The following is an 11979-nucleotide window of genomic DNA, read 5'->3' on the forward strand; positions in this document are numbered from 1 at the left end:
ACCCACACGTTTACTATATCCCCCCTAGGGGGATGTCTGCCAAGGGAAATCACGGATGAACTATGATTGGCGTAGGTTGTTCTTAAATACCTGTGAGTGGTGCAGCCACATCTCAGTATCCTGCTCGCGATCGCCAGCGGCCTAGCTCTACCGACAGTTACTTTTGCAAACTGCACCATTAACAGCGTGACTGGCCTAAACCTTGGCGCCTACTGGCAATGCCGATCCTTTTATCCCTCGACAAATGACCTCTGGCAGGGAGCGCCTTGACTACAACCTTTACATTGATGCCGCTCGCACCCAAATCTGGGGGGATGGTACCGGTGGGAGCAGTTTGCGTACCTTAGTGCCTGTGAATCATGCCCCTACAACCCTTGAAATTTTTGGTCGCATCCCCACCCGGCAGTTTGTGCCTGCGGGCATCTACAGCAATACGATTGTAGTGACACTGGAATACTAAGAGACCGTAAAGCGATTGGTTTCCTCGCGAATTTGTTCAAAGGAAATCTCCTGAGCTGTACCCGCAAAGGGATGATCCGGAGTTAAAAAGAGAAGGCAGTGACACTCCCGCCGTTCGCGCATGGGCACACAGGGGCAGTTCCAGTAGGCCGCTTCTACCTCTGCTTCTTTGTCTTCATAGTGGCGGCAGGGACACAGGGGAGAGCCATAGTCGTCTTTATGCTTGGCCAATCCTTCCAGAACAACCGCCGTTGTCCCCAAATCTGAGCAAAAGTAGGTTCCTGTGCGCTTAGCATAGGTTTCCGCAAACTTGCGCATGGCTTCAAGATTTTTGTCGGAGGCCTGTTGCGGTTTATAGGTGCTACTCATGGCAAAATTTGCGACACGAAACTTCTTTCAGTTTAGCGGAAGGCGATCGCTGGATTGGCGTTGACTGGATTAAAAGATCCAGGGTGCTGGAGTTGAACCAGCCTATGGCGAATTATGAGTTCGCTGCCTCATCCGCTCGGCCAACCCTGGGAAAATGCCTATCACTTTTCAATATAGTCCCACTTGGCGCTTTCTACCGCCAGATGGTCTGAATGGCCATTGAGTGCGGGGTTCCTTGCTAGGCTAAAGGAGAAGGGGTTTCAAGAAGACTGGGGATGAAGCCAATTTACTTAGATGGACTGGCAACCACACCGGTGGATCCCCAAGTACTGGCAGCCATGTTGCCCTATTTTAGCGATCGCCCCGGCAATGCCAGTAATCGTGCCCATGCCTATGGTTGGGAGGCCGCCGCCGCCATTGATCTTGCCCGTGAAACGATTGCCGCAGCTATCCATGCCCATCCCGAAGAAATCATTTTCACCAGTGGTGCCACTGAAGCAGACAACTTGGCAATCAAGGGGGTGGCTGAAGCCTACTACAGTCGCGGTCGCCATATCATTACCGTGCAGACAGAACACAATGCAGTGCTCGCTCCCTGTCGCTATTTGGAGTCCCTTGGCTTTCGGGTGACCTATCTAGGGGTGAATGAGAAAGGGTTCATTGATCTGGCTGAGTTAGAGCAAGCCTTTACCCATGAGACCATCTTGGTATCCGTGATGGCTGCCAATAATGAAATTGGGGTGCTCCAACCCTTGGCCGAGATTGGTCGCCGCTGTCGCGATCGCGGGGTACTCTTCCACACCGATGCCGCTCAAGCCTTGGGCAAAATTCCCTTGGATGTTCAGGCGCTTCAGGTGGATCTCATGTCCCTGACTGCCCATAAACTCTACGGACCAAAGGGCATTGGTGCCCTCTATGTGCGGCGCGATCGCCCCCGCGTCCAACTTGCGCCTCAACTTCATGGTGGCAGTCAAGAACAGGGCTGGCGATCCGGAACCTTGGCCACCCCCCTCATTGTCGGCTTTGGGGTAGCAGTACGACTCGCTCAGGAACGTCAAGCCACGGATATTCCCCATCTGCGGCACCTGAAAGAACGGCTGTGGCAGGGCTTAGCCTCCCTTGGAGACATTTATCTCAATGGTGATTGGCAACAGAGTTTACCCAACTGTCTCAATGTCAGTATTGGTGGGGTTGAGGGCAATGCCCTCCTACAGTCGATTTATCCCCATGTTGCCCTCTCAACGGGGGCAGCCTGTAGTAGCGACAAACCAACACCGTCTCACGTTCTTCTTGCCTTGGGGCGATCGCCCACCCTTGCTCATGCTTCGCTGCGATTTGGTTTATTACGTACCACCACAGAGACCGAGATTGATTTAGCGCTTCAGCAGATTCACCACAGCATTCAACAACTACGCCACCAGAGTTGACGCTCATCCCGGTAACGCTATGCCTAACGGCAGGCTTAGGCCAACGCGTATAGCAGGAGATTCCCCGTTCACAGAGTCTTGACTAGATGACCCGAAAGTCATCCCCGCCAGAACCTCTCCAGGGGCATTTTCAAGACGGTGCGCCCCACCGCCTATCAATCGATTCCGCAACACGAATGCAGCGGCAATATCCCTAGGCATTGAACAGCCACAGGGGCACTCATGCCAACGGATTGATAGCGTTTTGCGGACTGCTTCGCCACAGTTGGGACACTCTTGAGAGGTGCTCGCTGCTTTCTCCTTGACAACCACCTTGCCACGCTTGCAGGTCACCCAAGGCAACACCGAGTTCAGGAATGGCCCATGACCCGCATCCAGCATGTGCTTGCCCAGCGTCCCACGACTGAGGCCAATCAGATTCAAGTCCTCCACCACAATCACGTCAGCCCCGTCGCAAAGTTGGTGAGCGACCTTGAAGTGAAAGTCCCTGCGGGTGCGGGTAATCTGTTCATGCAGCTTCGCCACCTTGCGTTGAATCTTCTTCCAGTTGGCTGATCCAACTTTTTTTCGCTTCAGTCTGCGTTGCAGCAATTGAAGCTTGCGTTGCATCTCTACGAAAAACTTGGGTCGTGCTAGTTGAAGTCCGTCCGAGGTGGAGAGAAAGTCTTCCAAGCCAACATCGAGGCCAACCACATGACCCCCCAATGGCGGCTCTGGGATGGCAATATCAGCCTGAAACGTGAGCAGCAGGTAATAACCAGAGGCGCGTTTGATCACCCTCGCTTGCTTAGCGGTAAACCCCTCTGGGTAAGGGCGAGACTGACGAATAGCCACCCAGCCCAGACTCGGTAACTTGACTCGTCCGGGTGCCAATGGTTGCTTGCCGAGTTGCGGAAAAACGTATGACCGCATCTGGCTAGGTTTCTTGAACCGTGGGAACCCAGCTCCCAACTTCTGCCGCCGCTCAAACGCTTGGTCTAGCCGCTTCAAGACTTGCTGATGCTTGGGCGTTAACCAACGCTAAATCAGGGTTGAGCTGCTTTGCTTGGGTCAACCGTTGACACTGCACGTTGAAGCTGGGGTAAGGGGCATCCGCACTTGGCGACACACTTCTAGATCGTGGTCGATCTGCTTGGCCTGCTGCTGGGTTAGTTTTAGCCTGTACTCGTACGTCAGGGTGAGCATGAGTGGACTATAGCTATTAGTCGCGCCCGATGTTCGGTGCTAGCTCAATATATCCAGCAACAAGCTGAGATTGAGTGACTGCTCCCTATGGTCGCCTATCACCTCACTACCACCTAACCGCTTTGCGGTATAGACGGAGTACTACGGCAAATTTTGGTAGATTGCTAAAAAATGCAGGAGCCTCTTTGCCCCTGCACTGGAATCGTTAATTTTAACTCTTCGTCAATCGTCTAGCGCTATGGGCGCAGTTTCCCGAGCATGCTCATAATGCCATCTTGTTTCTTGAGCATTTGGTTGAGCTTGCGCAAATCAAGGTTGATGGTTTCAGCAGGATAGTTTTTCAAAAACGACATCATGCTCAACCCTTCCGGAGAAGCAGCGGCAGTGAGCATGGCACCACGGAGAGCCACTTCACCGGCTTTATCGCGGCGAATCGTGACCTGAGAAAATTGTTTGAGTAAATCTTTGCCAATGGGACTACTCAAAATTTTATTGGTTTGCACAACATTAAAGGGCAGCCGCATACCCAAGAATTCAAGGAGCTTGGCTTGGTCATCTTTGGAAACCATCCGCATCAATGCTCGCAATTCTCCCGTAGCTTCTTGAGTGGACACAAATTCCTCTAGCTCCGACATCGGGAAGGAGCGCTGAAAAGGACCATAGGTGAGGGAGACAAAGTTAGCTGCTTTGGCAGGGGTGGTGAAAAGGGCACCCACGGGTAGTGCCAGTGCCAGTAACCAAGGCGAAAGACGCTTCAGCATAGGGGATCGACTCCAAAATCACTTCAGTACAAACGTCGGATTGCACCGCTAGCAGTATAGCAGCGAAAATAGAGCTTGCTGGCTCTCCTTAACTTATCCCTAACGTTTAGTAGGCTTAGACGTAAATTGATGAGCGTTTGGCAGCAGGGCGCCACCATTGAGCTAACAATTGACTCCTTGAACCACACGGGGGAGGGGGTAGGACGCTGGCAGGATCGGGTGGTTTTTGTGGCGGATACGGTTCCGGGCGATCGCCTGCGGGTGCGACTGACCCATGTCAAGCGGCAATATGCCCACGGCAAGGTCTTGGAGGTGGTGCAACCCTCAGAGCAGCGGGTGCGGCCAAGCTGTATTGTGGCGGATAAATGTGGCGGCTGTCAGTGGCAGCGGGTGGCCTATGGGGCACAATTGGCGGCCAAAGAACAACTGGTGAAGGACGCGATCGCTCGCATTGCTCATCTGAAACCGCAAATTTTCCTACCGATTTTGGCTGCCCCTAACCCCTTTGGCTATCGCAATAAAGTGACGTACCCCCTCGGTCGCCGCCATGGTACCGTGGTTGCGGGCTATTACCAAAAAGGCTCCCATCACCTAGTAAACCTGAATCAATGTCCCGTGCAAGATCCGCGCTTCAATCCGCTCTTGGCTGCCCTGAAGCAAGCGTTACAACCTTGGCCGATATACAACGAGCAGACCCATGAACCGGGGTTGCGCCACTTGGGCTTGCGCATTGGTCAGCGTACCGGGGAGCAGCTCATTACCCTCGTGCTTGCGGGGGCATTACCCGCTGGCTTGCAGGCAGAGGCAGAAGGTTGGTTACAGCAGTTTCAAGGGGTGGTGGGGGTCTGTGTCAACTTCAATGATCAAGTGGGCAATCGCATCTTTGGTGACGAGACCCAGGTATTGGCGGGGCGATCGTACCTTTGGGAAGAGATGGCAGGGGTGAGGTTTCAGATTGCTTCGACCACCTTTTTTCAAGTCAACACGGCGCAAGCGGAGCAACTGGTTAGCACCCTGCGAGAGTGGATTGCCCCAACAGGTCACGAACGACTGGTCGATCTCTACTGTGGAGTCGGGACACTGAGCCTACCCCTTGCCGGCGCTGTCGCTGAAGTGATTGGTGTGGAAGTGCATCCTGCTTCGGTACAACAGGCGATCGCCAACGCCCAACACAATGGTATTAACAATGCTCGTTTTTTCTGTGCCAGAGCAGAAGAGTGGCTACCCCAGTCCGATCAGGCCGTGGATGTGCTAATTCTTGATCCACCGCGCAAAGGGTGCGATCGCCCCGTTCTTGAGGCGATTCTCCGCCACTGTCCGCCGCGCATTCTCTATGTCAGTTGTCACCCTGCCACCTTGGCACGGGATTTGGCTCACCTCTGCGCTACCGGTGCCTATCAACTAACCAAAATTCAGCCCCTCGATATGTTTCCGCAAACAGCCCATGTTGAAACGGTTGCTTTACTGACTACTTCCTAAGGCATGATTCTCCCCAGTGGGTTGGATTGGCTCTACGCGAAACATTTTGGCAAACATCTTGCTAACGTAGGCTTGGCCATAGACCACGCTGGTCTTAGGTGTTGGCGAAGTGCTTGTCTCTGGTGGCACGGCGGTTGGACTTTCCTGATGGCTAGAGGGAGAGGCTGTAGACTCCTGCTGCTCTGGCGTGGAATTCTCTGCAATATCGGCAGTTGTTGATGGCTCTTGCCAAGGATCCTCAGAGGAAACGGCACTCTCTTGGAGGGGACTCGTTTCTGTGGGGGGCTGCCAACGGCGACTACTATCACCAAGAAGCGAACCAGCGGCCACCACAGCACCAGCCGGAATCGTTGTTTGCATCACGGTGGTACTGGCGCCAATACAGGCATGGGGTTCAACGGTCACTGCCCCAATCAGCAGCACACCCGCGCCAATGTTGACCCCTTCGCCAATCTCAATGGTGCCGCCGTGGGCATGAATGACGCTGCCCATACCAATACAGACACCTGCGGCAATGCGAATTGAAGCCCCTGCTTCTGCCCAAAGCAACACCCCGGGTGCCAAAACGGCTTGGGGATCCACCACCACATCACCAACAATGCGAACCGCAGGTGAAGGGGGCAGGGCTAAAGGCGGCAGGGGCATTGGGGCACCTCACAGGGAGGGCTACTTAGCAGCCTGTTGGAGCAGGATTTCGGCCACCCGCTGCTTACCGGCAGGATTAATGCCAATCAGCCGCACGTACTCGCCACTGTATTCTTGGAGGCAAGCCTGAATCGCAGCAAGGGCTTCATTGAGATTTTTGGCCTCAATGCGGGGGCCACTTTGCCAAGAGTTGGTGCGGTAGCGACGGGCATCCACGTGTTCTAGGCCGAGGGTATAGCCCTGTTGTAGCAGTTGCCGTACTTGTTCAACCACCTCTTGACTGAGGTTGTGGCTGCTAGTGCTCCCTTGACTAGAGGCGGTTGGGCGCGGTGCGAACCCTTGACCACGGGTGCTACTGCCATTGCTGGCGGCTTTACCATTGGGGCGGTGAATAATCGTTTCCAATACCCGCTGTTTGGCTTGGGGATTGACACCTACGAGGCGGACATAGTCCCGCTGGTGCTCGGCAAGGAAGGCACTGAGGTCATTGAGCTGCTGCGCTGAGGTAATTTTGATGCCGCTTTGCCAAGAACTGGTACGGAAGCGACGCTGGTCGGCATACTCGGTGGTGACTTGGCAGCCCTGGCGCAACAGGTCTTGAATTTGGTTCAGGAGATCGGCACTGAGAACAGTTTCATTGCTGGCCGAACTGACGGAGACAGGGCTAGTAGCCGCTGGGGTTGCTGCTTTTGTGGCGATCGCCACCGCGCCATCGGGCCGCTGAATAATTTGCTCAAGGACGCGCCGCTTTTGCTTTTGATCAATACCAATCAAGCGCACATATTCCCCTGCATGTTCTTGGAGGCAGGCTTCAAGGGCGGCGAGCACTTCCCGTTCCTGCTTTGCTTGAATCGGAGCACAACTGGTCCAAGAGCTGGTGCGATAGCGGCGGGCATCGGCGTGCTCTGTGCCAATTTGATAGCCCTGCTGGAGCAACTGCCGCACCTGAGCCACAACAGAAGCATCGAGGGAACCCACTGGGGCTGCACTCACGGTTGCGCTGGGACGATAGCTACTAGAACTAGTCACAGCAGCTTGACCGGGGCGTTGAATAATTTCCTCGAAAACGCGACGCTTGGCTTTGGGATCAACACCGATCAGGCGCACATACTCGCCCTCGTGTTCCTTGAGGAGTTGGGCGATCGCCGCCATCACTTGAGACTCCTGCCGTCCCGTCAACGTCGGGCAACTCTGCCAAGAGCTCGTACGATACCGCCGCGCATCGGCATATTCCAAGCTGATTTGGTATCCCTGCTGCAACAATTGGCGGACATGAGTCCCATAATCTGCGGTCATAGTGTTCTTTTCCCCGGTGAGCGTTTCAACGTGTAGGATGGGTGGGTCTTCTTGACGCTGGAGTTCATTCCGAATCGGGGCAATACAGGCAATATTCTCAGCACACTGGTACCCCGATAGCAGTGCTTCATTAATGCCAACCACGTGCTGGGCAAAGTGAATATCCGACTCTTCCACATTGGGCAGGCGATCGGCTTGCTGCTGCGTCGTGATCACCATTCCTGAAGGCACATATTTTCCCGGTGGAATCTCCACATCCTGAATGAGGACATGCATCATCACCACACAGCCTGCGCCAATCCGAGCATTAAAGACCGTCGAACGAAAGCCAATGAAACAGCCATCGCCAATGTAGGCAGGGCCGTGGATCAGCGCCATGTGGGTAATTGAGGCATTATCACCAATCCAGACAGAATACTCTTGGCCATCATCGCCAATCACCCGTCCCTGCTGGAGGCCGTGGATGACAACGCCATCTTGGATGTTGGTGCGGGAGCCAATGTGGAAGGGCGTTCCTTCATCGGCACGAATGGACGTGCCGGGTGCGATGTGAACATAATCTTTGATGCGGACATCGCCGATGAGGTTACTAAAGGAGTGGACGTAAGCCGTGGGGGCAATCTCTGGCTCCGCTAAATCCCTAGACCACGGCGTCGGAGGTGCCGCATAGCTTTGAACCGCCATAGGGAGAAGTCTCCAATGCTAATACTGGGTACGTTTGCTGTAGAGCAAATAATTATCCCGACTTACGGTGTCAATAATGGCGACAACGGCTGCGTCAATGGGTTTGTCGGTGCCATTGATAATACAGCGGGCGGCACTGCCTCGGCTTACCAATACCCACTCATCCTGTCCTGCACCCACCGTATCTGCAGCCACTTCGTAGTCGGGTAAAAATTCGCCGTCCTCACCCAAATATTGCAAGACGAGAAACTTGACTCCCGTTAAGGTGTCTTCTTTTTGAGTACTGGTAACGGTGCCGCACACTCGCGCGATTTTCACTATGGGCGACCCATCGGGCGAATACCACTAACGCTTTCGCGGAATTGTTCCACCGCTTCAGTGTAGCGAATGGGCAGGACGTATTCGAGGTTTTCGTGGGGACGTGCAATGATGTGGGTGGAGAGCACTTGACCCCCATTCACACGCTTCACGTTTTCGACCCCCGCCGCCACCGAAGCCTGCACTTCAGAGACATCACCACGGACAATCACGGTGACCCGACCACTGCCGATTTTCTCGTAGCCCACAAGGGTAACGCGAGCGGCTTTCACCATTGCGTCTGCGGCTTCCACCACTGCGGGGAAACCAAGGGTTTCAATCATACCGACGGCAATTGCCATTGTAATAACTCCTAAACGTCAGACAAGTTAAGAACTAGAGGATCGATAAGCGATGCAACTGAAAACTCCACCCAACTGCCAAACCCCTTAGTTTCGGAATTGCTCCACTGCCTCGGTATAGCGAATGGGCAATACGTACTCAAGGTTTTCGTGGGGACGAGCAATGATGTGCGTAGACAGTACCTCGCCGCCATTGACACGTTTGGCAGAATCGACCCCGGCAGCCACTGAGGCTTGCACCTCGGAGACATCACCCCGCACAATCACGGTGACCCGACCACTCCCAATTTTCTCGTAGCCCACAAGGGTGACCCGAGCGGCTTTTACCATTGCGTCTGCTGCTTCGACGACGGCGGGGAATCCGCGCGTTTCAATCATTCCCACAGCAATTGGCATGAGTAAGCTCTCCTAATTAGAATAAGGGTAAGCAGTACAAAAGCTAGAGTTGCAATCAGAGCGATCGCTACAGAAAATAATGACGGGATAGCCGATTGTTATCGTAACGTTAATCACCGTCCTCATTATTTCTAAAACAAGCATAGGGTCAGGGGTTTCTTTTGACAATATAATGATTGATAATATTTTCTAGTTTCTCGTATTATCAAACCTAATTTTAAGCCCTTGACCCCTATTTCAGCTCAAGGCAGGTGAGTATGAATCAGTTAATCCATAGAATTTTATCTAAAACTGGTTACCTTCTCATAGATTGATTGCTCGATTAAGAGGGTTCTGCCGCTGTTTGGGCAGACTGCATAAGGTATTTCAATGTTGCCCTGTATTTTGCTAGATTAAAATCTATTGTTCTATCAAACAGCAATTAACTTTTCTCGATCAATATTCTGTAAAACGCTGATTTGACCGATGCGCTGAAACTCTTTGCTACTTTTATCGGCGAGGTGCAGTACCCAAGGCAGTCGACAAGAGCGAAATCCGCTAGCAGGATGCAATTGAGTCAAATGATAGGTCTGTAAAGCTAGTAGCTCTAAAGGGGTCTTGCCATGGGTATGCACAACGCGCAACGGTCTAGCACTGCCAATCGTTCCATCCTTTGTCTTGATTGCCTCGCTGGTTTGTAAAATAAATAATTTACTTTTAGGATCAACAATCATAGTACCCACTTCAGCGTCACTATAGGTTATTTTGCTATTGCCTGAATTGAGTTCACGTCCCATTCTGCCTGAGCCACTTTTACGGACACTGAGAATATCGACAGCAATATTTTTTTTATTTAGTTCTTCGATTGTCTGTTCAAATTCCCCTTTTTGAATAAGGCCATCACGCATCAGTAGTATCTTTTTAGGGTAGGAATCAAAATTGTCTTGGAATTTAAGCACTAGCTTAGACACAACTTGCCAAATTGCTTGGCCAGAGATAGTTTCTCCCCGTTGCACATCTGGTAACTCCCAACCCAAGCTTTGACCATTGGCTAAAACTGCAAAAGCAGAAGTGCCATAGTACAGTCTTCCATTTGTACCTGCATCAAAACCAATAATTAAGTCAGCAGCTTCGGGATGGTCTAATGGTTTTAGGTAGACAGGCTGCCACTTGGCTTTACACAGCAGCCCTAGGCAAACATTGAGAGATTTATAATCATTTACATTAACTGGCACCATAAACTGAGTTGCTATACCTGCTTTTAATGCTTGATTTCGCAATTTCTGTTTTTCTTCATTGGGTGACCAGGGCATCACCACTAGAACAGTTTTAATTCCTCGATCAGCCCATTGCTGCCAGAATCTTTGTTGATCCAGATCATCTTTTGGATATTCGCTTTTGGTAAAAAAGTAGTCTATTTGTATCTGGGTGCCACTACTTTCTGCTATTTGCAGTAAGCATTTGCGTACTTCTTCTGGATATTCAGCTTTATCATCAGAAAGATTAAGGCAGCCAAATTTCGTTTCGCCAATTTTTGCACAGCCAAAGGAGCTAATTTCAGCTGTTTTGTTAATTTCTTTATTATTACGAGCTAATAGTTTTGCGCGAGGCATGACAAACCCGTTAACTTTGAGCAGCTCTGGTTGACGACTAAGATTATAGATGTGTTCGAAAATGCGTTCGGCTGTTTTTTGGGATGCCGACAAACGCAGGTTAATATTTTTCCTAATGCAGTCAAACACACCTTGAATTTCACTTTTTTCTCTTTTTTCTCTGACTTGTTCAGCAATTTGTGCCAAAATTTCTACTGTGAGAATTGGTGATAGTCTTTGAGATAGATGATATACTGGCTTAGCTTTATAGTCACTAGTTTTTCTAACAATTACAACGCGTGACTCATTGATCTCTTGTTCAGATGCGTCTTTTTGACGGTGGTAAGCTGCTAAACTGATTCCGAGTTCTTTTATTTCTACGTCATTTGGACTTTTATTCGAAAAATTTTCAAGAATCCAAACTTTTTTATCTTCGTAAGTATTTCTGACGTACTTGATCTGAATATCGGGATATTTTTTGAGCCACCATTCAAGTGTAAATGGAGTATAAAAGCGATGATGAATATCAATTTCCAAGTATAATTTTCCATCTGGCTCAATTCTAACGTTGATTGATCCACCTTTATGTACTTCCCAGCCATCCCCCCTTTTTTCTATCCCTTCTTCAGCAGTATTCCACCAAATCAATCCGACTTCGTAATCTTTTTCAATTCTGGCTTTCTTAAGTTTTTCTTTTAATTTGCACTCTAGGATTTTGCGTTCAAAGGATTCCAGTGCCTGCCTTTCGTGATCTTTTTGACAACTCAGCTCTCTACATCCTATTTGCTGTAACTGCCAACCCTGAGTTTGCATCTTACTAGTATCAATAGGCTGCCTTGTAATAATGCGGTTCCCTAGTCGAACAGCAGTTACACCTAGTTTGTAGCAAACGCTGGAAAGGGCTTTTTGCTCGCTACCTTCCTCTGGCACTTGAGTAAATTGGCATTGGTATTCATAAAATGTGAGATCCTGTTGAGTCAGATTTTTCACAAAAAAACGATTGAGTATAACTTCAACTTCTCGAAATTGGGCGAACATCATTCACAGA

At 50.9% G+C, this 11979-nt stretch carries 12 protein-coding genes and 1 tRNA gene; 3 read left to right on the forward strand and 10 right to left on the reverse strand.

The genetic code is table 11. The features are described 5' to 3' along the window. Positions 1 to 244: 244 nt before the first annotated feature. Entirely contained in the window at positions 245 to 460 is a 216-nt protein-coding gene (locus tag RHJ31_RS09815; protein ID WP_302676466.1) for a spore coat U domain-containing protein, read from the forward strand. Here RHJ31_RS09815 and RHJ31_RS09820 read toward each other — a convergent pair. Both RHJ31_RS09820 and RHJ31_RS09825 read right to left on the reverse strand, forming a co-directional pair. After that, complete coding sequence (locus RHJ31_RS09820) at positions 457 to 828, reverse strand: ferredoxin-thioredoxin reductase catalytic domain-containing protein (protein WP_206201496.1); 372 nt, start codon at positions 826 to 828, stop codon at positions 457 to 459. The two genes, RHJ31_RS09815 and RHJ31_RS09820, sit on opposite strands and share 4 nt — an antisense overlap. 77 nt (positions 829 to 905) lie before the next feature. Then, positions 906 to 978, reverse strand: a tRNA-Ile gene (locus tag RHJ31_RS09825). Positions 979 to 1103: 125 nt separating this feature from the next. On the opposite strand from RHJ31_RS09825, the gene RHJ31_RS09830 reads away from it, so the two are divergent. Continuing rightward, positions 1104 to 2255 carry a cysteine desulfurase family protein gene (locus tag RHJ31_RS09830; protein ID WP_206201495.1) on the forward strand — a complete coding sequence of 384 codons (1152 nt, stop codon included), beginning with the start codon at positions 1104 to 1106 and terminating at the stop codon, positions 2253 to 2255. Positions 2256 to 2258: 3 nt separating this feature from the next. Here the strand turns inward: RHJ31_RS09830 and RHJ31_RS09835 are convergent, their stop codons facing one another. Both RHJ31_RS09835 and RHJ31_RS09840 read right to left on the reverse strand, forming a co-directional pair. Then, positions 2259 to 3245, reverse strand: a complete 987-nt coding sequence (locus RHJ31_RS09835; protein WP_310445798.1) for a transposase — start codon at positions 3243 to 3245, stop codon at positions 2259 to 2261. Positions 3246 to 3676: 431 nt separating this feature from the next. Further along, entirely contained in the window at positions 3677 to 4201 is a 525-nt protein-coding gene (locus tag RHJ31_RS09840; protein WP_206201492.1) for an alpha/beta hydrolase, read from the reverse strand. 129 nt (positions 4202 to 4330) lie between these two features. Here RHJ31_RS09840 and rlmD point away from each other — a divergent pair, with 129 nt between their 5' ends. Beyond that, positions 4331 to 5680 (forward strand): 23S rRNA (uracil(1939)-C(5))-methyltransferase RlmD, encoded by a 1350-nt coding sequence (rlmD, locus tag RHJ31_RS09845; RefSeq protein WP_302676467.1) that lies wholly within the window; start codon positions 4331 to 4333, stop codon positions 5678 to 5680. Here rlmD and RHJ31_RS09850 read toward each other — a convergent pair. The 6 genes from RHJ31_RS09850 to RHJ31_RS09875 form a co-directional block, all read right to left on the reverse strand. After that, positions 5663 to 6325 carry a hypothetical protein gene (locus RHJ31_RS09850; RefSeq protein ID WP_302676468.1) on the reverse strand — a complete coding sequence of 221 codons (663 nt, stop codon included), beginning with the start codon at positions 6323 to 6325 and terminating at the stop codon, positions 5663 to 5665. The genes rlmD and RHJ31_RS09850 overlap by 18 nt on opposite strands. A 21-nt stretch (positions 6326 to 6346) precedes the next feature. Beyond that, positions 6347 to 8305, reverse strand: coding sequence for a ribulose bisphosphate carboxylase small subunit (locus RHJ31_RS09855; protein ID WP_302676469.1), 1959 nt, complete (start codon positions 8303 to 8305; stop codon positions 6347 to 6349). An 18-nt stretch (positions 8306 to 8323) separates the two neighbouring features. Then, positions 8324 to 8623: a EutN/CcmL family microcompartment protein gene (locus RHJ31_RS09860; protein WP_149817455.1), complete on the reverse strand. Its 300-nt coding sequence runs from the start codon at positions 8621 to 8623 to the stop codon at positions 8324 to 8326. Next, a complete protein-coding gene (locus RHJ31_RS09865; RefSeq protein WP_011056790.1) occupies positions 8623 to 8964 on the reverse strand; it encodes a carbon dioxide-concentrating mechanism protein CcmK in 342 nt (113 codons plus the stop codon). The genes RHJ31_RS09860 and RHJ31_RS09865 overlap by 1 nt, the downstream gene beginning before the upstream one ends. Positions 8965 to 9051: 87 nt before the next feature. Next, positions 9052 to 9360 carry a carbon dioxide-concentrating mechanism protein CcmK gene (locus RHJ31_RS09870; RefSeq protein ID WP_011056791.1) on the reverse strand — a complete coding sequence of 103 codons (309 nt, stop codon included), beginning with the start codon at positions 9358 to 9360 and terminating at the stop codon, positions 9052 to 9054. A 410-nt stretch (positions 9361 to 9770) separates the two neighbouring features. Next, the gene (locus RHJ31_RS09875; RefSeq protein WP_302676470.1) at positions 9771 to 11972 is read right to left on the reverse strand and encodes an argonaute PAZ domain-containing protein; all 2202 of its coding nucleotides are present in this window, start codon (positions 11970 to 11972) and stop codon (positions 9771 to 9773) included. Positions 11973 to 11979 lie beyond the last annotated feature (7 nt).

This window comes from Thermosynechococcus sp. JY1331 (assembly GCF_031583475.1).
Lineage (GTDB): Bacteria > Cyanobacteriota > Cyanobacteriia > Thermosynechococcales > Thermosynechococcaceae > Thermosynechococcus.